Source organism: Arthrobacter sp. TmtSoilC79, assembly GCF_059739405.1.
Genome location: NZ_AP046051.1, coordinates 4,219,712 through 4,239,911 on the forward strand (window position 1 = coordinate 4,219,712; position 20,200 = coordinate 4,239,911).

Annotated in this window: 21 protein-coding genes; 15 read left to right on the plus strand and 6 right to left on the minus strand. The window is 63.7% G+C overall.

The window, feature by feature from the left end; genetic code table 11:
- Positions 1-175: 175 nt before the first annotated feature.
- The 5 genes from fdhA (at position 176) to AC6JA3_RS19295 (ending at position 6,191) form a co-directional block, all read left to right on the plus strand.
- On the plus strand, positions 176-1,393 hold the full coding sequence (gene fdhA, locus AC6JA3_RS19275) for a formaldehyde dehydrogenase, glutathione-independent (RefSeq protein WP_026542594.1): 1,218 nt from the start codon (positions 176-178) through the stop codon (positions 1,391-1,393).
- A gap of 117 nt (positions 1,394-1,510) precedes the next feature.
- The gene (locus AC6JA3_RS19280) at positions 1,511-2,743 is read left to right on the plus strand and encodes a molybdopterin molybdotransferase MoeA (RefSeq protein ID WP_347782006.1); all 1,233 of its coding nucleotides are present in this window, start codon (positions 1,511-1,513) and stop codon (positions 2,741-2,743) included.
- Between the two features lie 129 nt (positions 2,744-2,872).
- Positions 2,873-3,679 (plus strand): IclR family transcriptional regulator, encoded by an 807-nt coding sequence (locus tag AC6JA3_RS19285; RefSeq protein ID WP_026542595.1) that lies wholly within the window; start codon positions 2,873-2,875, stop codon positions 3,677-3,679.
- Between the two features lie 264 nt (positions 3,680-3,943).
- Positions 3,944-5,905 carry a BCCT family transporter gene (locus AC6JA3_RS19290; RefSeq protein ID WP_026542596.1) on the plus strand — a complete coding sequence of 654 codons (1,962 nt, stop codon included), beginning with the start codon at positions 3,944-3,946 and terminating at the stop codon, positions 5,903-5,905.
- Between the two features lie 64 nt (positions 5,906-5,969).
- Positions 5,970-6,191 carry a hypothetical protein gene (locus AC6JA3_RS19295; RefSeq protein ID WP_091552738.1) on the plus strand — a complete coding sequence of 74 codons (222 nt, stop codon included), beginning with the start codon at positions 5,970-5,972 and terminating at the stop codon, positions 6,189-6,191.
- A gap of 130 nt (positions 6,192-6,321) precedes the next feature.
- On the opposite strand, the gene AC6JA3_RS19300 is transcribed toward AC6JA3_RS19295, so the two are convergent.
- The 3 genes from AC6JA3_RS19300 to AC6JA3_RS19310 all read right to left on the minus strand — a co-directional run bounded on the left by AC6JA3_RS19300 (position 6,322) and on the right by AC6JA3_RS19310 (position 9,076).
- The gene (locus AC6JA3_RS19300; RefSeq protein WP_026548349.1) at positions 6,322-7,014 is read right to left on the minus strand and encodes a fasciclin domain-containing protein; all 693 of its coding nucleotides are present in this window, start codon (positions 7,012-7,014) and stop codon (positions 6,322-6,324) included.
- 205 nt (positions 7,015-7,219) lie between these two features.
- Positions 7,220-7,594, minus strand: coding sequence for a VOC family protein (locus tag AC6JA3_RS19305; RefSeq protein WP_026542598.1), 375 nt, complete (start codon positions 7,592-7,594; stop codon positions 7,220-7,222).
- A gap of 198 nt (positions 7,595-7,792) precedes the next feature.
- Positions 7,793-9,076, minus strand: a complete 1,284-nt coding sequence (locus tag AC6JA3_RS19310) for an acyltransferase family protein (RefSeq protein WP_347782007.1) — start codon at positions 9,074-9,076, stop codon at positions 7,793-7,795.
- Between the two features lie 110 nt (positions 9,077-9,186).
- Here AC6JA3_RS19310 and AC6JA3_RS19315 point away from each other — a divergent pair, with 110 nt between their 5' ends.
- From AC6JA3_RS19315 to AC6JA3_RS19325, 3 genes are all read left to right on the plus strand, one after another.
- Positions 9,187-10,428 carry a sensor histidine kinase gene (locus tag AC6JA3_RS19315; RefSeq protein WP_347782008.1) on the plus strand — a complete coding sequence of 414 codons (1,242 nt, stop codon included), beginning with the start codon at positions 9,187-9,189 and terminating at the stop codon, positions 10,426-10,428.
- The gene (locus AC6JA3_RS19320; protein ID WP_347782009.1) at positions 10,416-11,054 is read left to right on the plus strand and encodes a response regulator; all 639 of its coding nucleotides are present in this window, start codon (positions 10,416-10,418) and stop codon (positions 11,052-11,054) included. The genes AC6JA3_RS19315 and AC6JA3_RS19320 overlap by 13 nt, the downstream gene beginning before the upstream one ends.
- Positions 11,055-11,116: 62 nt before the next feature.
- On the plus strand, positions 11,117-11,698 hold the full coding sequence (locus AC6JA3_RS19325; protein ID WP_347782010.1) for a GNAT family N-acetyltransferase: 582 nt from the start codon (positions 11,117-11,119) through the stop codon (positions 11,696-11,698).
- A gap of 60 nt (positions 11,699-11,758) precedes the next feature.
- On the opposite strand, the gene AC6JA3_RS19330 is transcribed toward AC6JA3_RS19325, so the two are convergent.
- Positions 11,759-12,532 carry an IclR family transcriptional regulator gene (locus AC6JA3_RS19330; protein ID WP_026548352.1) on the minus strand — a complete coding sequence of 258 codons (774 nt, stop codon included), beginning with the start codon at positions 12,530-12,532 and terminating at the stop codon, positions 11,759-11,761.
- Positions 12,533-12,703: 171 nt separating this feature from the next.
- Here AC6JA3_RS19330 and AC6JA3_RS19335 point away from each other — a divergent pair, with 171 nt between their 5' ends.
- Genes AC6JA3_RS19335 through AC6JA3_RS19345 form a run of 3 tightly spaced genes read left to right on the plus strand, consistent with a single transcriptional unit; the run spans position 12,704 to position 15,353 of the window.
- Positions 12,704-13,435 (plus strand): CoA transferase subunit A, encoded by a 732-nt coding sequence (locus AC6JA3_RS19335; RefSeq protein WP_347782011.1) that lies wholly within the window; start codon positions 12,704-12,706, stop codon positions 13,433-13,435.
- Positions 13,436-13,455: 20 nt separating this feature from the next.
- A complete protein-coding gene (locus AC6JA3_RS19340; RefSeq protein ID WP_347782012.1) occupies positions 13,456-14,142 on the plus strand; it encodes a CoA transferase subunit B in 687 nt (228 codons plus the stop codon).
- Positions 14,139-15,353, plus strand: coding sequence for an acetyl-CoA acetyltransferase (locus tag AC6JA3_RS19345; protein ID WP_347782013.1), 1,215 nt, complete (start codon positions 14,139-14,141; stop codon positions 15,351-15,353). The genes AC6JA3_RS19340 and AC6JA3_RS19345 overlap by 4 nt, the downstream gene beginning before the upstream one ends.
- A 17-nt stretch (positions 15,354-15,370) precedes the next feature.
- Here the strand turns inward: AC6JA3_RS19345 and AC6JA3_RS19350 are convergent, their stop codons facing one another.
- Together AC6JA3_RS19350 and AC6JA3_RS19355 are read right to left on the minus strand one after the other, a co-directional pair.
- Positions 15,371-16,093, minus strand: coding sequence for an ankyrin repeat domain-containing protein (locus tag AC6JA3_RS19350; RefSeq protein WP_347782014.1), 723 nt, complete (start codon positions 16,091-16,093; stop codon positions 15,371-15,373).
- A 10-nt stretch (positions 16,094-16,103) separates the two neighbouring features.
- Positions 16,104-16,688 carry a GlcG/HbpS family heme-binding protein gene (locus tag AC6JA3_RS19355; protein ID WP_223944508.1) on the minus strand — a complete coding sequence of 195 codons (585 nt, stop codon included), beginning with the start codon at positions 16,686-16,688 and terminating at the stop codon, positions 16,104-16,106.
- A 173-nt stretch (positions 16,689-16,861) separates the two neighbouring features.
- Here AC6JA3_RS19355 and AC6JA3_RS19360 point away from each other — a divergent pair, with 173 nt between their 5' ends.
- From AC6JA3_RS19360 to AC6JA3_RS19375, 4 genes are read left to right on the plus strand one after another with little or no spacing between them, the layout of a single operon-like run.
- Positions 16,862-18,094, plus strand: a complete 1,233-nt coding sequence (locus tag AC6JA3_RS19360) for a sensor histidine kinase (RefSeq protein WP_497920525.1) — start codon at positions 16,862-16,864, stop codon at positions 18,092-18,094.
- On the plus strand, positions 18,091-18,717 hold the full coding sequence (locus tag AC6JA3_RS19365; protein ID WP_026542610.1) for a response regulator: 627 nt from the start codon (positions 18,091-18,093) through the stop codon (positions 18,715-18,717). The genes AC6JA3_RS19360 and AC6JA3_RS19365 overlap by 4 nt, the downstream gene beginning before the upstream one ends.
- Before the next feature lie 26 nt (positions 18,718-18,743).
- The gene (locus AC6JA3_RS19370; protein WP_026548359.1) at positions 18,744-19,310 is read left to right on the plus strand and encodes an HdeD family acid-resistance protein; all 567 of its coding nucleotides are present in this window, start codon (positions 18,744-18,746) and stop codon (positions 19,308-19,310) included.
- Positions 19,311-19,369: 59 nt separating this feature from the next.
- A complete protein-coding gene (locus tag AC6JA3_RS19375) occupies positions 19,370-20,176 on the plus strand; it encodes an exodeoxyribonuclease III (RefSeq protein ID WP_026542612.1) in 807 nt (268 codons plus the stop codon).
- Positions 20,177-20,200 lie beyond the last annotated feature (24 nt).

Below are 20,200 nucleotides of genomic sequence, written 5' to 3' on the forward strand. Positions count from 1 at the left end.
TCCAACAAAAGTTCCAACAGTCAGATTTTTCACCCGTCAGATTTTTCACCGTTCCAATGATCCGTGAGGGGTGCTTCGGTGACCTGAAACCTGGGGAGGTATTTCTTCATCGAAGCACCGCTTACGGACCATTGGGCAGCATTTTTCAGTAACAGCCAGAGAACAGGGAGTGACCATGTCAGGAAACAGAGCAGTCGCCTACAAGGAACCCGGTGTCGTTGAGATCATCAACACCGACTACCCAACGTTTGAGCTCAAGGACGGGCCGGGCGTCAACCCTGCCAACGTGGGACGGAAGGTGCCGCACGGCGCGATCCTCCGGACGGTAACCACCAACATCTGCGGATCGGACCAGCACATGGTCCGTGGCCGCACCACCGCTCCGCAGGACCTGGTGCTGGGCCACGAAATCACCGGCGAAGTGGTGGAGGTAGGGCCCGACGTCGAGTTCATCAAGGTGGGCGACATCGTCTCGGTGCCGTTCAACATCTCCTGCGGCCGCTGCCGGAACTGCAAGGAACAGAAGACCGGCATCTGCCTCAACGTCAACCCTGACCGCCCCGGCAGCGCCTACGGCTACGTGGACATGGGCGGATGGGTGGGTGGCCAGGCCGAGTTCGTGCTGGTCCCCTACGCCGACTGGAACCTGCTGCGTTTCCCGGACCGCGACCAGGCCCTGGAAAAGATCATGGACCTGACCATGCTCTCGGACATCTTCCCCACCGGTTTCCACGGCGCCGTCACTGCCGGTGTAGGCGTGGGGTCCACTGTTTACGTCGCAGGCGCCGGGCCCGTGGGCCTTGCTGCCGCCGTCGGCGCCCAACTGCTGGGTGCCGCCGTCGTGATTGTGGGCGACATGAACGAGGACCGGCTGGCGCAGGCGCGCTCCTTCGGCTGCGAAACCGTCAATGTCTCCAACGGCGATCCAAAGGAACAAATCGCACAGATCCTCGGCGTTCCGGAAGTGGACTGCGGCGTTGACGCTGTGGGCTTCGAAGCCCGCGGCCACGGCAAGGATGCCTCCCACGAAGCTCCCGCCACCGTGCTGAACTCCCTCATGGACATCACTGCGGCCGGCGGATCCCTGGGCATCCCGGGCCTCTACGTCACCGGAGACCCGGGTGGAATCGACGACGCAGCCAAGCACGGTTCGCTCTCGCTCTCCCTGGGTACCGGCTGGGCCAAGTCCCTGTCCTTCACCACCGGCCAGTGCCCGGTCATGAAGTACAACCGTCAGTTGATGATGGCCATCCTTCATGACAAGGTCCAGATCGCCAAGGCAGTAAACGCCCAGGCAATCCCGCTCGAGGACGCTCCCCGCGGTTACGCAGAGTTCGACGCCGGAGCGGCAACCAAGTTCGTGCTGAACCCCAACGGCTACGTCAAGGCGTAGTACACCACCGGCTCAGTACGCATCAACTGATACCGGGGACTGCGCGGCAAGCATTACGGGAAGGCCGTGCAGTCCCCGGTATCAGTACTTAACCTCATTCCAGGGAGCGAACGATCCATGCTTACCCAAGTAGCCGCCGGCCCTGCCGTTTCAGTGCGGCACGCAGCCACCTGGGCTGAAGCCCGGGAGCTGGCGTACCACTGCGCCGGACCGCTGAACCCGTCCAAAGTCTCCCTCCGCGAAGCAATCGGGCACACCCTGACCCGCGCAGTCACCGCCCCGCGGGACCTTCCGCACTACGCGTCATCGGCAATGGACGGTTGGGCTGTGAATGGCAACGGCGGAAGCGGCAGCTTCGGCCCGTGGAAATTGACGACGGCGGGGCTCCCGCTTGCGCCGGGCGAAGCCAGCACCATTGCCACCGGCGGACTGGTCCCTGCGGGTGCCACAGCAGTCCTGCGGAAGGAAAGCGGAACAGTCGCCGAGGACGGCCGGCTCTTCCTCGCCCATGATGCCAGGCCAGAGGACACACTCCCCGGCCGGCACATCAGGGGAGCCGGGGAAGAAGCCGGAGCCGGCGACGTCCTCATTCCCGCCGGCACACTCCTTAATCCGGCCCACATTGCTCTGGCCGCCGTAGCAGGCCACGATTACCTCCACGTACAGCGCAAGCCGAGGGTCGCCGTCGTACTGACCGGCTCGGAAGTGGTGACCTCTGGTGAACCGGCAGCAGGACAGGTACGCGACGCGTTCGGTCCGCAGCTGGATGCCGTCATTTCCCAATTGGGCGGAACCCCCGGTGGCCAGCGCAGGATCGGCGACTCGTACCAAGAGTGGATGGCGGCGCTGGACGATGCTGATGTTGCCGGGGCCCTGCCGCCGGACGTCACCATCACCACCGGCGGGACCGGCAAATCCGGGACGGACCACTTCCGTGACGCCGTTGCTGCGCTCGGTGGCCGGATCCTCCTGGACGGCATCGACATGAGGCCTGGTCATCCCGCCGTGCTGGCCGTACTGCCGGATGGCAGGTTCATCATAGGTCTCCCGGGAAATCCGCTCGCCGCCATGATGGCGCTCATGACCCTCGGTGAGCCCCTGCTGGCCGCCTTGGGAGACCGGCCCATACCGTCAGCCAGCCTCATGACATCCGGGGCCGACGTTGATCCGGTCCCGGGAAAGACCCGCCTCATACCCTGCAGCGTGATCCACGACGTCGTGTTCCCGGCCTCCCATACCGCTCCGGGGATGATGCGGGGACTTGCCGGAGCCGATGGATACATGGCTGTTCCCCCCGAAGGCGTGGCAGCCGGGGCGCCCGTGCCGGTCCTGCCACTGCCCTGGAGGTAAACCATGCGAGTACCCATGGTGTGAAAGGGTCCGTGCAAAACTCCGTCTAGGATGAGGTCAGACGAGAGCGCAGGCCGGACAACCCAAGCCAGTAAAGGCGGCCTGCCTGGACTAACGACACGAGGCATCATGGCCGCACGGAATAACCCGGACATCGAAAAGGATGCGGACGCCCAAGGCGGTGGCGTCCAGTCCGTGGACCGGGCCCTCCAGATCCTGGAAATCCTTGCCCGTGAAGGTGACGCCGGCGTGAGTGAAATCGCCGAAGAAATGGGCATCCATAAGTCCACCGTGTCCAGGTTGGTGGGGTCCTTGGTCAGCCGGGAAATCGTGCGGCAAAACAGCGAGCGCGGCAAGTACCAGTTGGGCTTTGGGATACTTCGCCTGGCGTCGTCCATCCCCGGCCGGCTCAGCGTGGTCCATGAAGCACGGGAGGTCCTGGAGTCCTTGGCTGCCGAGTACAAGGAGACCGTGAACCTGGCTGTCCTGCGGTCCAACTACGCCGTCAACGTGGACCAGGCCATGGGCCCTTCGACGCTGGCCACCTATGACTGGGTGGGAAGCCTGACTCCCCTGCATGCCACGTCCAGCGGCAAGGTACTCCTTGCCGCGTTGACCGCCGACGAGAGGTCCCAGGTCCTCAAAACGGTGGGCCTGCCCGCCCGGACGCCGCGCACCGTGACCAACCGGGGCGAGCTGGAGAAGCAACTGCTGGACGTGGCCCGCAATGGCTACGCCATAGTCCATGAGGAGTTCGAAATCGGCCTCACGGCCGTGGCCGTGCCCATCTTCAACCACTCAGGAAACGTTATTGCCGCGGTCAGCATCTCCGGTCCGGCCTTCAGGTTTTCACCCGAGGACCAGCCAGGGCTTATTGAGGGGCTCCGAACGGCCGGACTGACCATCAGCGCCCGTATGGGCTACCGGCACAGCTAGGCCGCAGCGAACCCGCTGCTTCCACCAGCCCCAGGGGCAACATGCGGTACAAACACGTCCCCGGACCTCAAGGCCAATTGATATATCAATCTGCTGTCAAAGAGCGAAAAAACCTTGACTTTGGCTGTGACGCAGAGCACTCTGTTGCATAGCGCGAATGTTGTTGATTCATGCGGAACGCTCTCCACCCTTACGGATGGCCACCCCCCTTCAAGGGCCATGTATAAACGCAAGCCCATGACTCTCCGAGCAAAGGACCCGCTCATGGCTATAAACAGTGACACCAAACCCCTTACACCAGAGGAGTTACCTGCCGACGACCAGTTAGTGGACACTCCACCCGACACCTTGGCCGCCCTCGACGCTGAGGACGGAGGCGCAGAAGTCCTTCCCGATTCTGAAGAGTACGAACAGATCATGGAAGAACTGCGCCACGCCAAGACCGAGCAGGCCGTCTCGGCCCGCCGGAACCGCAAACTTACCCTCGACAAAGTCACCTTCGGGATCACGGGCGCCATCGCCGTCGCCTTCGTGGTCTGGGGATTTGTTGGACGGGACAGCCTCTCTGAAACCTCCAAAGGCGCCCTGAACTGGGTCATGGAATACACCGGCTGGCTCTTCATGGTCCTGGCCTCCTTGTTCGTAGTGTTCGTCCTCTGGCTTGCCCTCGGCAAGTTCGGCAACATCCCGCTGGGCAAGGACGGCGAGAAGCCCGAGTTCCGCACGGTCTCCTGGGTGGCCATGATGTTCGCCGCCGGCATGGGCATCGGCCTCATGTTCTACGGCGTGGCCGAACCGCTGTACCACTACATCTCCCCGCCACCTGGAACAGTGGACGGCCGCACACCTGCTGCCATCCAGACCGCCATGGCCACCTCGATCTTCCACTGGACCCTGCACCCCTGGGCCATGTACGCCGTGGTGGGCATCGCCATGGCTTATGGCACGTACCGGCTCGGCCGTAAGCAGCTGGTGTCCGCGGCCTTCACCTCGCTGTTCGGCATCCGCATGGTGGAAGGCCCCATCGGGAAGTTCATCAATATCCTGGCCATCTTCGCCACCCTCTTCGGGACCGCAGCTTCCCTGGGCCTTGGCGCCCTCCAGATCGGCAGCGGAATGACCTCCAACGGCTGGCTCGGCGAGGTCGGCACCCCTGTGCTGGTGGTCATCGTCGCCGTCTTGACCTTCTGCTTCGTTGCATCAGCCGTTTCAGGCATCAGCCGTGGCATCCAGTGGCTGTCCAACATCAACATGGTGCTGGCGGTGGTCCTGGCCTTGATCGTTTTCGTTGCCGGCCCCACCCTTTTCATCCTCAACCTGATTCCTTCCGCCGTGGGCGACTATGCCAGGGACCTGGCCGAGATGTCCTCACGGACCGAAGCTGTGGGAGACGATTCCCTCCGCAGCTGGATGACCAGCTGGACCATCTTCTACTGGGCCTGGTGGATCTCCTGGACGCCCTTCGTTGGCTTGTTCATTGCCCGGATCAGCCGGGGCCGGACCATCCGCCAATTCGTCACCGGCGTATTGCTGGTACCCAGCGTCGTGAGCGTCATCTGGTTCGGCATTTTCGGCGGGGCCGCGTTCCAGGTCCAGCAGGAAGCTGACAAGGCCGGCACTCCGGGGCTGGTGACCATGGTGGACGGTGCTCCCTCCATCAACTTCGACGGCGCCCTGTTCGATCTCGTAAAGAACCTGGGCATGCCCGGGTGGCTGACTGCCGCCGTCATCGTCCTGGCCATGGTCCTGGTGGCGATCTTCTTCATCACCGGCGCCGACGCGGCCTCGATCGTGATGGGATCCTTGAGCTCCAACGGTGCCGAGCACCCGCGCCGCGGCGTGGTGATCTTCTGGGGCAGCCTCACCGGTGCTGTCGCCGCGGTCATGCTCCTTGCCGGCGGTGACAAACCCTCCGAGGCTTTGGCAGGCCTCCAAAGAGTCACCATCGTGGCAGCCCTGCCGTTCGTGATCGTGATGCTGCTGCTCTGTTTCGCCTTGGTCAAGGATCTTCGCCGCGACCCCCTCTCGCTGCACCGCCGTCTGGCCACCTCAGTGGTGGACCGGGCCATCCGGGCCGGAGTTGAGCAGCACGGCGGGGTTCAGTTCGACCTCGTCACCAAGCACGAATGCGCCGAAAAGTGCACTGAGTCCGATTGCGCCGGTGGAACGCCCACGGGAACCATCCCCCTGGTGGGCAAACCAGCCCAGCACTCCGACCCCAAGTAACCGGCCTTTGGCCAGCCCATTCCCCACTTCAGGCCAGCCCATTCCCATTCCAGGAAGGTCCACCATGCCCAACACATCCACCCTCCGCCTCAACGCCAAGGCCGGCCGCAGCAGCCAGGTCGGCTCCAACGACCAGTCCGGCACCGCCAACCAGTCCGGCGAGGACGTGACCCTCACCCTGGACTCCTCCAAACCGGTGACGGTCCGCATTGAGGTTGACCACTGCCCTTGCGGATCCGAACACCGCCGGGCCGGGTCCTACACCGATAGCGACTTCAGCCGCTGACAGAGCACAACAAAACAGGCGACACAACAAAGCAGCACACAACAAAGCAGGCGCCGGATCCCGGCGCCTGCTTTGTTGTGTGGTGCTGTTTGTTGCTGGTTTGTTGCTGGTGATACTTGAGGCCTAAGGCCTATTTGGGCATCAGCACCGAGTCAACCAGGTAGACCGTGGCGTTGGCGGTCTGTACGCCGCCGCAGATCACGTTGGCGCCGTCAACCGTGAGGGCGTCCTTGGTGCCGGCTACGGTCACTTCGCCACCCTGGACAGTCTTGTGGGTGCCGACGATCTGGTCCGGGGTCAGCTGACCGGGGATTACGTGGTAGGTGAGAATCTTGCTCAGCAGGGCATCGTCCGTCTTGAGCGTCTCGATTGTTGCGGGGTCGATCTTGGCGAAGGCATCGTCAACCGGTGCGAACACCGTGAATTCGCTGCCGTTCAGGGTGGAAACCAGGTCAACCTTGGGGTTGAGCTTTCCCGAAACTGCGGCGGTCAGGGTCTTAAGCAGCGGGTTGTTCGATGCTGCTACGGCTACCGGATCCTTGGCCATGCCAGTTACCGAACCGGCACCGTCCGGAACCTGTGCAGCGTAACCGGCGCAGCCGGGGCCTACAAGGTTGGCGGCGGGATCCATCGCGGCGCTGGACATAGCGGACGACGACGGCGACGGTGCCATCGACGACGGAGCCGCCGAGGAACTCATCGGAGCCGGTGATGAAGACGACGGGGTGCTGGAGGTGCTGGAACCACCACAGGCAGTAAGACCGAGAAGGGCGGCTGCTGTGAGGCCAACGAAGGCGAGGGCGGGGCGCTTTGTGGACAACATGTCATTCTCCTTGTTTTTGGAACCAGGGCGTTGGCTCCATTGGTTGGTGGGACCTTGGCTGCTGATGCTGCTTTCGCTTCACCGGCGGTTTGTGTCTCACCATCTATTCGGAGGGTGGCACGGGGTGGATGGGTCCGGATTGAAAAAGTTTTTTTAAAACCCTGGCCGGCCACCCTGCGGCCCCCATCCACCGTTCGCGTTCCACTCAGAAGTACGGCTTGGTGATCAGCTCCAGGGCATGGCCGGATGGATCCTTGAAATAGACGCCGCGGCCGCCGTGCTCCGTGTTTGTTTCCCCCGGGCGGGTCATCTGCGGATCCGCCCAGTGTTCGACGCCGGCGCTCACCAAACGCCCATAGGCACGGTCGAAGTGCTGGTCGTCAACAAGGAAGGCGTAGTGCTGCATCTGGATCTCGACCGGCGGCTCGGCGAATTGCAGCATCACCCCTCCGGCCAGCGTGAGGTTGGTGAAGGGACCCCAGCTGGGAGCTTCCTCCGCTTCAAGGATGGATTGGTAGAACGCGGCGGAAGCGGCGCGGTCCAAGGACGCGATGATGGTGTGGTTGAAAAGTGCAGGCATGGATATCTCCTTTGTGGGTTGTTGTCGATGGTTTGAGGGTCATCGATCCACAAGGAGGTGCCCGAGGGGCAACTGCGCTGTACCTGCCAATGCGGCAGGGCAAAACGCGCGTCAGAGGTCGGCCGGGTAGCCGATCCGTGCAGGGCAGAAGCCCGATCCGGTCATCACGGCAGCCAGTCTAACCCGTTTTGGTCCCGCTCACCGTTGTGCGGCAGCTCCAGCCTTCCGGAGATCGAGGTGGCCCCATAGCGCGCATAGGAACAGAACCACGCTGAGGAAGGCCATGCCGGGAGTGATGCCGTCGACGAGGAGAACCACTACTCCAGCCACGCCACTGACTGCGCCCAGCAGGATCCTTGGGTGTGTGAGAGGACCTTTGCTCGAAGCGCTTACCAGTTCAAGACGTCCCAGCCGCCTCGAAACCGGCAAGAGCGCACATGCAACAGCCACGAGCCACACCGGCCGGCTCAACCACCATTCCCCCGTCCCCGGAACCGGGAGATGTACCGGGACCATGAGCAGCATGCCAGCGAGGGAAACCATCACCGGCATGTGCCAGAGATATATGGTCATCGCTTTGGAGCCCACCAACCTGACCAGGGACATGGCCCTGGACCTTTCGGCCCACCGTCTGATGCGCTTTTGGGCCAGGGAGAAAACCATCAGTTGTGCGATTGCCAGGAGCGCAAGGGCGCCCGTTGGCGGATTAAGGTTGCTGAACATATCCCCCGAATACCAGCCGGATGCGAAGAGATGGACCAAGAGGACCAGGGACAAACCCGCAATCCATTTCCGTGCCGCACGGGACATCCGCCCCACCCGCCCATCGGCCAGCCAGAAGCCCAGCTGCTGGATAAAGAGCCATACGAAGGCAAGGTTGGCGTACCCGAGGGCAGGAAGCTCCATGAACAAACGTCCCGTATCCACCGCAACAATGGCGAGCGCCAGCCCCACCAAAGTCCGGAGCCCCGCCTTCCCGTGAGCGGATGCCATCAGGGGAACAAGCGCCGAACATCCGAGGTAGACGGCCAGGAACCACAAGGGCTGGCTGATTCGATACCCGGCTGCTTCCACCATCTCCCCGGGAACGCCCGCTACGGCAAGTATCAGCAGCCCCGTTCCCACTGAGGCCACCAAGACCACAGCGGGAACCAGCAGCCGCACCAGCCTGAGCCGGACATAGTCACCGGCTGTGCTGCCCCGGAGCTGCATGCGGCGCCATTGCGAGACGGAACTGAAGCCGCCGGCAATGAAGAACAGCGGCATGACTTGAACAAGCCAGGACAGGGAGGAGAACCACGGATTTCCGTCCAGGGCATTCTCCAGTACAGGCCCCTGGGGACCAACGCTCACGCCCACCATCAGGGCGTGGAGTGCCACCACCACCACAAGGCAGAGACTCCGGATGACGTCCACACTGGCATCCCGCGCAGTGCCCGTTCCGTGCGGCCGGGCCATTTGTGCAGTTGTGTCACTTTTCATGCTTTCGACGCTACGGATCAGCGGATTCGGGCACGATGGTGCGGGCCACCCTGTTAAAGGTGGAGCTGGCTATACCGCCAAGGCCCTTGCTGCTGCGGCAGACTGAAGTCATGATCAAACCTCGTTTTCGGCCATGGCTTCGTGCCTACGGCTACCTTGTTGGTGAGCTGCTCGCCAGCGTCATCTCCATGGCCATGTTCATGGTTGCCGCGCTCCTTATCCCCTTGTTCCTTTTCAGCGGCGGATGGCTCGTAGCGCCCCGGGCGGTCGCCGGCCTGCGCTGGTGGGCGGCGATAGCCCGCCGTCGAACATCCAGCTACTCCGGTATGCCCGTGACCGAAAACTACGTTTCCATCCCCCGCAGGCCTTCCTTTGAAGAGCGCCTCCGTTTGGTGTTCTCCCGCAGCACCGGCCGCGATTTGCTGTGGTTGGTGGCTCACGGGCTGGGGATGCCGGTCGTCGCGCTCCTGTGTATCGGATTTCCCTTTGGCGCCTTGAACTCGGTGCTCATTCCCACGTACTGGTTCCTCCTCCCTGCCGACCAGCCTGTAGTCAACCTGTATCCGGTGACGTCATGGGAGGGTGCTTGGTGGATGCTGCTGATAGGCCTTGGATATGCAGTTGTCTCCTGGTGGCTGATTCCCGGAGCCGCTGCAGGCCTTGCCTGGATTCAGGGAAAGATGTTGTCGCTTCCTGCGAGCGCGTACCTGGCCGAGCGGGTGACTGCGTTGACGGCCAGCCGTGCCGCGGCGTTGGATGCCCATTCGGCGGAGCTCAAAAGGATAGAACGCGATTTGCATGATGGCGCGCAAAACCGGTTGGTGGGCGTCGTCATGATGCTCGGGCTGGCGGAGCGGACCCTTGAGAAAAGCCCGCAGGACGCACTTCCCCATGTCCGCAGGGCACAGCAAGCCGCCACCGACGCCCTGGCCGGGCTGCGAACAGCGGTTCACGATATTCACCCGCCCATCCTGGAGGAGCTGGGCCTGGAAGGAGCGCTCTCGGCTTTGACGGGCCGCTCGGCCATTCCCTGCAACCTCATGGTGTCGGACCTCCACCGGGTTCCGGCGGCATTGGAGTCGGCCAGCTACTTCATCGTGGCTGAGGCCTTGACCAATGCCAATAAGTACAGTGCCGCCACCCGCCTGTCCGTGGTGGTCAAACGGGACGGCTCTGCTGACCGGCTCCTGATCTCGGTGGAGGACAACGGCCGTGGCGGGGCGGTGGAACGTCCAGGTGGCGGGCTGGCAGGAATTCGACGCCGGGCGGCTGCTTTCGAGGGCGTCCTGGAGTTCCACAGTCCGGCCAACGGACCAACAACTGTGAGGGTGGAACTGCCGTGCGGGTTGTAATTGCCGAGGATGACGCACTCCTCCGCGAAGGGTTGTCGCTCCTGCTCAAGAGCGAAGGGTTCGATGTCATCGCTGCCGTGGACAACGCCGTCGACTTCCTTGCCGTCCTTGACGACGCCGACGCCGCCGTCCTTGACGTGAGGATGCCGCCCACCTTTACGAATGAAGGCTTGCTGGCCGCACGTGAGGCCCGACGACGACGACCCGGCTTTCCGGTGTTGGTCCTCTCCGCTTATGTTGAGGACCGCTACGCCGGTGATCTGTTGTCCGAAGGTGCTGCCGGGCTGGGGTACCTCTTGAAGGAGCGGGTGGGTAAGGTAGCGGAATTCACTGACACCCTCCGGCGCGTTGCCGGTGGCGCAACCGTCATGGATCCTGAAGTGATCTCCCAGCTGATGAGCCGCCGGGGAGCCAGTGATCCCATCAGTACGCTCACTCCCAGGGAGCGCGAGGTCCTTGGCCTGATGGCCGAGGGCCTGGACAACCACTCCATTGGCTCCCGTTTGGTGGTCACCGAAACGGCTGTCAGCAAGCACATAGGCAACATCTTCCAAAAGCTGCAACTGTCCGCCATGGACCGGGGCCATCGCAGGGTGCTGGCGGTGCTCGCTTATCTCCGGAGCTGAGCCCTGGAACCAAAGGCGGAATCCCGTTGCCTGCACCCGGCCCCGGTGACAGGATGGTCCGCATGGCTATCGAGGTTCGACCCGCGACGGTGTTCGATGACGTGAAGACCATGGTGGGGCCCAAGAGCCCCGATTCCAACGTGTGCTGGTGCCTGAGTTACAGGATCCCGTCGAAACTGAACCAGGAGCTCCAGAAGCAGGAACGCGGAAAGTTCGTGAAGAAGCTGGTTTCCGAGGACCCGCCTCCCGGCGTTTTGGCGTACGACGGCGACGAAGTGGTTGGGTGGGCAGCGGTCCACCCGCGCGCGGACACCAGTTTCGCGAAGAACCGCAAGATCCCCCACGTGGATGATGCCGAGGTCTGGTCCGTGTGGTGTATCCGCGTCCGGCCCGGGCATCGAGGGAAGGGGATCTCCCACGAACTCCTGCGAGGGGCGATCGACTTTGCCAAGAGCCACGGTGCGCCCGCCCTTGAGGGTTACCCGGTGGACAACAGGGGCGGCAAGGTGGATCTGACCATGGCCTACGTTGGCACGCGCAGGCTCTTTGAAAAGGCCGGTTTCAAGAAGGTCGCCGAAACCACCTCTGTATTGAACGGCTTCCCCAGGGTGTTGATGCGACTGGACCTCCGCCAGCCCAACTAGGTAACAGCACATGCTCCAATGCGGGCTCCAATGCGGGCCCATCAGGACGTTTACTGTCACCTAGTTGGGTCGGGCTCCCTGCAGCCTTGCACTCATCCGGTGCGCTTCCTCGAGCAGCAGTTTGCCCAGGAACTCCTGGCGGTCAGGACGGAAGCGCGGTTCGATTCCCGTCAGGGAGAGCGCCCAGGCCGGGCGACCCTGCTGGTCAAACACTGCGGCGCCCATACCCCAGCTGCCTTCGAGGATGAGTCCGGGATTAACGGCGTACCCCGCCAGGCGGGTGCGTTCCAGGTTGTCCCGCACTACGTTTTCAGGGTGGCCCACAGCAAAGTCGCCGGCGTGCGCAGGCCAGTCCCCCAGCAGTGCTTCCTGTTCCTCCGGGGGCAGGAAGGCCATGATCGCGGTTCCGGCCGAGGCCACTCCGAGCGGGAAGCGGACCCCTTCGTGCAGCACAAAGGATCGCACCGGAAACGCTCCCTCTTCGCGCAGGACGCAGATGGTTTCGTTCCCCCGGCGGAGGGAAAAGAACGCACTCTCACCCGTTTCGGCGGCCAACCTTCGCAGCGAGGGCCGGGCGATGTCTTCCATGGGGAAACGGGCGGCAGCAACCGATCCGAGCAGGAAGATCTCCGGCCCCAGCACCCACTTACCCGTGCCGGGATCGTGCTCCAGCAAACCTTCGGCAGCCAGGGATGTCAGCAGGCGGTGAACGGTTGGACGGGTCAGCCCGGACTCGCGCACCAGACCCGCCAAGGATGTTCCACCGGGCTTGCGGCCCACCAAGCGCAGCAGCAGCGCCACCCTGCCCACCACTTGGGCTCCTTGCACTGCCACAGCACCCTCCCTGCGATTTTGTCCACAATATGGATACAGCCAAGTCTAGCGTCCACAGCGTGAGTATTTGGTAAGTGCCTCCATTGATCTCTCACGTTGCCCTGCCTAGGCTCGATTCCAAGAGGAGACTCGTCCACAAAGTGGACCAACCAGCTCAACGAGGAGTTCGCAATGTCAACCATGTACGGGAGTGCAGCCGAAGCGCTGCGTGAGGTGATGGCAGACGGCTTGACCGTCGCCGTCGGGGGATTCGGTTTGAGTGGTATCCCCGCTGACCTGATCGATGCTGTTCGTGACTCCGGCGCCAAGGACCTCACCATCGTTTCAAACAACATGGGCGTGGACGGCAAGGGCCTTGGAGTCCTGATCGAAGCGGGCCAGGTCCGGAAGGTCATCGCTTCCTACGTGGGCGAGAACAAGCTGTTCGCCGAGCAGTACCTGGCAGGGAAGTTGGAGGTCGAGTTCACGCCGCAGGGCACCCTCGCTGAACGCCTGCGCGCCGGCGGCGCCGGCATTCCCGCGTTTTACACACGGACCGGCGTGGGAACCCTGGTTGCCGAAGGCAAACCGCTGGAAGAGTTCGACGGCGTCACGTACGTCCGCGAGCGCGCCATCACCGCCGACGTCGCACTGGTCCATGCCCACACCGCCGATACCGACGGCAACCTGATCTACCGCTACACGGCGCGGAACTTCAACCCGGTGGTAGCTACGGCAGGAGCTGTGACCATCGCCGAGGCCGAGGTCATTGTGCAGCCCGGAGAACTGGACCCCAACCACATTGTGACCCCTGGGGTCTACGTACAGCGGCTGGTCCAGGCCACCGCGCGCGTCAAGGACATTGAACAGCGCACAGTCCGGCAGCGGGCCGTAGCCCAAAACGCCGAAGCACTCACGGTTTAGCAGCAAAGGAGCTCATCACCATGGCATGGACACGAGACCAGATGGCCGCCATCGCGGCCGAAGAACTGAACGACGGCGACTACGTCAACCTCGGCATCGGCATTCCCACCTTGGTAGCCAACAACCTGCCCGACGGCGTGCGGGTGGTCCTCCAGAGCGAGAACGGACTGCTGGGCATGGGCCCGTTTCCCTATGAGGGCGAGGAAGACGCTGACCTCATCAACGCCGGCAAGCAGACCGTCACCATCACTCCCGGCGGCAGCATTTTCGATTCCGCAACATCGTTCGGCATGATCCGCGGCGGGCACGTCAAGGTGGCCATCCTTGGTGCCATGCAGGTGTCCGGTTCCGGGGACCTGGCCAACTGGACCATCCCCGGCAAGATGGTCAAAGGCATGGGCGGGGCCATGGACCTGGTGGCCGGGACACCGCGAGTCGTTGTCCTTACCGAGCACAACGCCAAGGACGGTTCTGCCAAGATCGTCACCGAATGCACCCTGCCCCTCACGGGCCTGAAGTGTGTTGACCGGATCATCACTGACCTCGCCGTTTTCGACATCGAAGAAGCACGGCTGCTGCTGACCCGCCTCGCCCCGGGGGTCACGGTGGAGGAAATCCGCAGCAAGACCGACGCAGAGTTCACCGTGGCGCTTGCCTCTGTTGGACCCACGCTTGTTGAACCCACGCTTGAAGGAGCACCCGCATGAGCCTGAAAGAGCAATTTGGCAAAGACATCCTGCTCACGGGATGGGGTCACAGCAAGTTCGGGAAGCTGACCGATGACACGCTGGAGTCGCTGATCGTCCAGGTGGCCGGCGAAGCCATCGAGAACTCGGGCCTGGACCCAAAGGACATTGACGAGATCTACCTCGGGCAGTTCAACTCGGGAATGCAGCCCCTGGGATTCACGTCCTCGTTGGCGCTTCAGGTATCCGCAGATCTGGCCAACGTTCCCGCAACCCGCACCGAAAATGCCTGCGCTTCGGGATCGGCGGCTTTCCAACAGGGTGTCAAAGCGGTCCTGGCCGGAACTGCCCGCAACGTCCTGGTGATCGGCGCGGAGAAGATGACCGACGCCGGAGCGGACGTCGTGGGGGCGGCCCTGCTGGGTGCTTCCTACGAGATGGCCGGAAAAGCGTCCTCCACCGGATTCACCGGCCTGTTCGCGGAGGTCGCCAAGCACTATGGCAAGCGCTATGGGGCAGGCATCAGCGGCCCGGGCTTCGAAGGCGGACTTGGCGACGTCCTCGGCTCCATCGCTGCCAAGAACCACCGCAACGGCATGGACAACCCCTACGCCCAGATGCACCGGGACTTCGGCGAGGAGTTCTGCCGGACCATCTCCGAGAAGAACCCCATGGTGGCCGAACCCCTGCGACGCACGGACTGTTCGCCGGTCTCCGACGGTGCTGCCGCCGTCGTGCTGTCCACCTCGGCTGCCGGCGGCGCAACCGCGCCTGTTCGCCTGGCCGGTTTTGGCCACGCCAACGACTTCTTCCCTGCGGAGAAGCGCGATCCCACCGAGTTCGCAGCAACCAGGGCTTCGTGGGAGCGGGCGCTGGGTATGGCAGGCATCGGACTTGAGGGCCTGGACTTCGCGGAGGTCCACGACTGCTTCACCATCGCCGAGCTCATCATGTATGAAGCCATGGGCCTCACACCCCGCGGCGAAGGTGCACGTGCTGTCCAGGAGGGCTGGGTATATAAGGACGGAAAGCTACCCATCAATGTCTCCGGAGGGCTGAAAGCCAAGGGACACCCCGTGGGCGCCACAGGCGTATCCCAACATGTCATTGCCGCCATGCAACTCACGGGCACCGCGGGTGACATGCAGTTGCCGAACGCCCGCCGCGGCGCTGTGCAGAACATGGGCGGCGTGGGCATCGCCAACTACGTCAGCGTCCTGGAGGCCTTCTAACCCGGGTAAGCAGCAGATCAGCGGTTCCGGATCAGCGCCGCGATCTCCGTAAACCCGAGCCGCTCTGCGTTCTGCAGGGCGGTTCGGCCTTGGGGGTCGCGGATATCCGGGTTCGCCCCGGCTGCCAGGAGCTGCCGGACCACCTCCTGCTGGTTGGGCCCGCCGTTGTTGAGCAGGATGGCTTCCTGCATGGCGGTCCAGCCAAGGTTGTTGACGTGATCCACCGGCACACCTGCGGCAATGAGGATCCGGACGGTGTCCGTATGTCCGTGCTCGCTCGCCGGGATCAACGCGGTGCCGCCGTATCTGTTGATGCTGCGAACATCCGCGCCCGCGGCCAACGTCAGTTCCAGGACCTCGTCGAAGCCTTCCGCCCCGGCGTACAGGAAGGCCGAGTCCTGGATGTCGTCTTTTGCGTTGACGTTGCCGCCGGCCGCGATCAGTTCACGGACGCGGCCGGCGTCGTTGGCTTTCGCGGCAAGGATCAGGAGACGGTCGGTTTCCAATTGGGCCTCCGGTGGGAGTTTGGGCGGTGTGCCCGGAGCCGACGACGACGGGGCCGGGTTTGAGCCTGGCGACGCCCCGGCCGGCGGGCCGGCCGCCGTCGTGCTTGCATCGGGCGTGCCGGAAGCCGGATCGGCGCGTTCCGACGGTGCGCAGCCGGCTACGAGCCCGGCGATCAGCAAACCCGCACCGATCACCCGGCCCGCCGCCCAGCTGCGCCCCTTCAGGGAATCCATACTGTCGAGGCTACTTTGCTGCCGTGGCCAAGGCATCGGCACCGGCGGTGGCGCAGGCTTCATCAAGGGCGCCATCGGGAGCGCCGCCGACTCCGATGCCGGCAACGGAGACTCCGTTGACCTTCAACGGGACGCCACCGGCAAGGAAGAGCGTGCCGGGAAGGTCGGCAATGGAGGGTCCGTTGCCGTTGATGCGCTTGGCGAGCTCGCTGGTGGGAGCACCGAAGGCAGCTGCTGTGTAGGCCTTCTGCTTGGCGGCTTCGATGGTGTGCTCGGCAGCGTTGTCGCCGCGCAGGAGCGCCTGGACAGTTCCGAATCGGTCCACCAGGGCAACTGTCACGAACGGAAGTTTGTCCGCCTGGCACTTGGCCAGCGCAGCAGTGACGGCAGCGCTCGAGGCGCCAACGGAGATCCTGTTCTGGGCCACCACGTTCTCCGGAGCGGGCTGGACCTCGGCTGCAACCTTCACGGGAGCGGCCTGGGCAGCAGCCGGCGCACCAGCAGGGGACACGGCGTTGGCCACGGCCGTGACACCGCCGGTGAGCAGCAATGCTCCGGCAGCGGCGGCGGCAATCATCTTGTTCGACTTCTTCACGGGGTTCTCCTTGTAGGGCATCGGGACCACAGTTTCGGGTACATCCCCATGCTTCCGTGGACCCACCAACCGCCACATCGCCCGGTTGCCGTTCCCGGACTCAGCCTTTCCGTCGGCGGTATCAGCCAAAAGGTGGACAGACCAATGCCCGCAAAGGGACCTAGCATGGGAGGATGCCCACTGTCCCTTCCCAGCCGGCGCCAGGCGTACGGCTCGATGGACGCATCGATGCTGTGGTGCATCTGGGCTTCGCCGTCCTGATGGTCGCTTCGGCTGTCCGCTATGTCATGCGGCACTCCCCCGCAGACAACCTGTGGACAGTTGCGTTGGCGGGGACTGTTTGTGCCCTCTATGCGGTTACCGCGGTGTTGGCCCGCCGACGGGAACCTGGCAGGCGTCCCCCCGGACCGGCTCGCGGGGTATGGATTCCGTGGATGGCCGCTTTGGTGGCAGCATGGGCGGCGCTTGTTATTGCCGCCCCCAGCTTCGCGTGGTGTTCCTTCGCGATCTTCTTCCTCACCCGGACCGCCTTCCGCGGGTGGGCCGCCTATGTAGCCGGTGGCGCGACGGCGGCCGCCACCGCCGTCGGACTCTTCCGGATGAGCGGCTGGACCGACGTCGCCATGCTTCTTGGCCCGCTCGCCGCGGGTGCGCTGCTGACCTTGATTTACGACAAGATCGAGCGCGACGCGGCGCTGCAACGCAAACTCCTCCATGACGTCACCCAGGCCCAGGAGCAACTCGCGGCGAAACAGCGGGAAGCCGGGATTGCCACCGAACGCGAGCGCGTTTCGCGGGAAATCCACGACACCGTAACCCAGGGCCTGGCCAGCAGCCTGCTCCTCCTCGAAGCCGCACAGCGCTCATGGCCGGCCGAAAGCGCCCACCATGACGTACGAAAGGCAACGGACCTGCTGCGGCGGAACCTCGCTGACACCCGCAGCCTGGTACATGAGCTCTCCGCCCCCGGCCTCGAGACCGGGCCCCTCCCCGAAGCCCTGGAACAGGCAGCACAGCAGTACGTGGACGGCATCCGTGTGCAAGTCACCGGGGATCTGCGGCCGCTCCCTTCGGAGGTCCGGCATGCCCTGCTCCGTGTCGCACAGAGCGCGGTGGCAAACATCAAACTCCACGCCCACGCCGGCCATGCCAGCGTGACCCTTGGCTACCTTCCGGACGCGGTCACCTTGGACGTGTACGACGACGGCCGCGGCTTTGATCCCGGAGCGGTACCTCCGCATTCTGAAACCGGAGGGTACGGACTGCGGGCCATGCGCCAACGCGTGGAACAGTTGGGCGGACAATTGTCGGTGGAAAGCACACCCGGCGAAGGCACCATCATCGCGGCCCAGTTTCCGCTGGCCCGACCTGCAGATCAGGCAAACGCCTTGAAGGAGGCTTTGTGAACACCATCTCCGTGCTGCTCGTGGACGACCACACCGTGGTCCGGAGCGGGCTCAAAGCGCTGTTGGGCACCCAGGGCGACATCGCCGTCGTCGGGGAAGCCGCATCCGGGGAGGACGCGCTGGAGGCGGCCCGGCAACATGCCCCGGACGTGGTCCTCATGGACCTGGCCATGGGTCCCGGCATGGACGGGATCGAAGCCATCAAACAGCTCCGTCGGCGAACCCCCAAACAGGCAATCATCGTCTTCACCACCTACGACTCGGACGCCGACATTGTCCGCGCCGTGGACGCCGGCGCCATGGGCTACCTGCTCAAGGATGCGGCGCCCGAGGAGATCTTCGCGGCCGTTCGTGGTGCCGTGCAGGGCAAGAGCGTCATGAGTGCGCCCGTCGCGTCGCGGCTGTTCCAACAGCTGCGGAATCCGGACGAGATCCTCACTCCGCGCGAGGCCGAACTGCTCAGCCTGTTGACTGAGGGCCTCAGCAACCGCGACCTCGGAAAGCGCCTCTTCATCTCCGAGGCCACCGTCAAGACCCACCTCGCCCACATCTACGCGAAACTGGGCGTCGAAACCCGTGCAGCAGCAATTGCCACAGCTATCCGGCGCGAGGGGATGCGGTAGGACACGCGGTTGGTTACTCTGGCCCTATGTCGGACGTAGCTGATCGCAAGATGTTCAAGAGCCCGGGAACTGCGTTGCTGGTCCGGGGAATCCTCGCCATTGTTTTTGGCCTGCTGATCTTTGCCCTGCCCAGCGCCACGGCGTTCGTGGTGGTCGTCATGTTCGGGGTCTTTGCGATCATTGACGGCATCACCAGCGTGGCCCATTACTTCTACGACCCCGCGGGCCGGTCCCGCTGGACCATTGTGGGTGGCCTCATCTCCATCGCGGCCGGCATTGTGGCCATTGCCTTGCCGGGAATTACGGCCGCGGCGATCGGCGTGCTCATCGGTTTGTGGGCGCTGGTGCTGGGGTTGTCACAAATTGTTTTGTCGCTGGCGGCCCGGACTTTCGTCAGCAGTTGGGGGCTCTGGCTGCTCACAGGCCTGATCACCACCATTTTTGGAATCGTGGTGCTGGTCAATCCGGGCTTGGGTTTCCTGGGCCTGGTGTGGATGCTTGGGGCCTTTGCGCTCGTGACAGGACTGCTGCTGGTCGCTTCCGGCATCGGGTTGCGTAAACTGGCCCGCTCGGAGCTGTTGTACGGCCACTAGGTCACCGTAAATAGTCTTCAGGGGATGCGCTCAGCGCCAAGTTCGGTAAGTTAGTGGCTGTGAAGATAGCTACCTGGAATGTGAACTCCCTCCGCGCCCGTGCAGACCGCGTTGAAGCCTGGCTTGAGCGCAGCGACTGCGATGTCCTGGCTATCCAGGAGACCAAGTGCAAGGACGAGAACTTCCCGTGGGAGCTCTTTGAGCGCATGGGATACGAGGTTGCCCACTTCGGTGTGAACCAGTGGAACGGCGTTGCCATCGCCTCCCGCGTGGGCCTTGAAGATGTCGAACGCACCTTCCTGGACCAGCCGGCGTTCGGCAAGGCCGGCAAGGATCCGGTGCAGGAAGCCCGGGCCATCGCAGCCACCTGTGGCGGCATCCGCATCTGGAGCCTCTACGTTCCCAACGGCCGCTCCCTGGACGATGAACACATGCCGTACAAGATCAAATGGCTGGACGTCCTGCAGGGCCACGCAGCCGAATGGGTCAAGTCCGACCCCACCGCCCAGGTGGCACTGATGGGTGACTGGAACATCGCACCGTTCGACGACGACGTCTGGGACATCGAGCTGTTCCGCACCAACAATTACACCCACGTCTCCGAACCCGAGCGCGCAGCGTTCCATGCGTTCGAAGCCGCCGGATTCACCGACGTCGTCCGTCCTTATACCCCCGGCCCCGGTGTCTACACGTACTGGGATTACACGCAGCTGCGCTTCCCCAAGAAGGAAGGCATGCGCATCGACTTCTGCCTCGCCTCCCCCGCGCTGGCTTCGCGGGTCACGGGCGCTTCCATTGACCGCGAGGAACGCAAGGGCAAGGGCGCCTCGGACCACGCTCCCGTGATTGTGGAGCTCGCAGACTAAAGGATCCAAAACCACCGGCGAAAG

Coding starts and splice junctions, on each gene's coding strand:
- fdhA (WP_026542594.1), top strand. CDS start 176: ATGTCAGGAAACAGAGCAGTCGCCTACAAGGAACCCGGTGTCGTTGAG.
- AC6JA3_RS19280 (WP_347782006.1), top strand. CDS start 1,511: ATGCTTACCCAAGTAGCCGCCGGCCCTGCCGTTTCAGTGCGGCACGCA.
- AC6JA3_RS19285 (WP_026542595.1), top strand. CDS start 2,873: ATGGCCGCACGGAATAACCCGGACATCGAAAAGGATGCGGACGCCCAA.
- AC6JA3_RS19290 (WP_026542596.1), top strand. CDS start 3,944: ATGGCTATAAACAGTGACACCAAACCCCTTACACCAGAGGAGTTACCT.
- AC6JA3_RS19295 (WP_091552738.1), top strand. CDS start 5,970: ATGCCCAACACATCCACCCTCCGCCTCAACGCCAAGGCCGGCCGCAGC.
- AC6JA3_RS19300 (WP_026548349.1), bottom strand. CDS start 7,014: ATGTTGTCCACAAAGCGCCCCGCCCTCGCCTTCGTTGGCCTCACAGCA.
- AC6JA3_RS19305 (WP_026542598.1), bottom strand. CDS start 7,594: ATGCCTGCACTTTTCAACCACACCATCATCGCGTCCTTGGACCGCGCC.
- AC6JA3_RS19310 (WP_347782007.1), bottom strand. CDS start 9,076: ATGAAAAGTGACACAACTGCACAAATGGCCCGGCCGCACGGAACGGGC.
- AC6JA3_RS19315 (WP_347782008.1), top strand. CDS start 9,187: ATGATCAAACCTCGTTTTCGGCCATGGCTTCGTGCCTACGGCTACCTT.
- AC6JA3_RS19325 (WP_347782010.1), top strand. CDS start 11,117: ATGGCTATCGAGGTTCGACCCGCGACGGTGTTCGATGACGTGAAGACC.
- AC6JA3_RS19335 (WP_347782011.1), top strand. CDS start 12,704: ATGTCAACCATGTACGGGAGTGCAGCCGAAGCGCTGCGTGAGGTGATG.
- AC6JA3_RS19340 (WP_347782012.1), top strand. CDS start 13,456: ATGGCATGGACACGAGACCAGATGGCCGCCATCGCGGCCGAAGAACTG.
- AC6JA3_RS19345 (WP_347782013.1), top strand. CDS start 14,139: ATGAGCCTGAAAGAGCAATTTGGCAAAGACATCCTGCTCACGGGATGG.
- AC6JA3_RS19350 (WP_347782014.1), bottom strand. CDS start 16,093: ATGGATTCCCTGAAGGGGCGCAGCTGGGCGGCGGGCCGGGTGATCGGT.
- AC6JA3_RS19360 (WP_497920525.1), top strand. CDS start 16,862: ATGCCCACTGTCCCTTCCCAGCCGGCGCCAGGCGTACGGCTCGATGGA.
- AC6JA3_RS19370 (WP_026548359.1), top strand. CDS start 18,744: ATGTCGGACGTAGCTGATCGCAAGATGTTCAAGAGCCCGGGAACTGCG.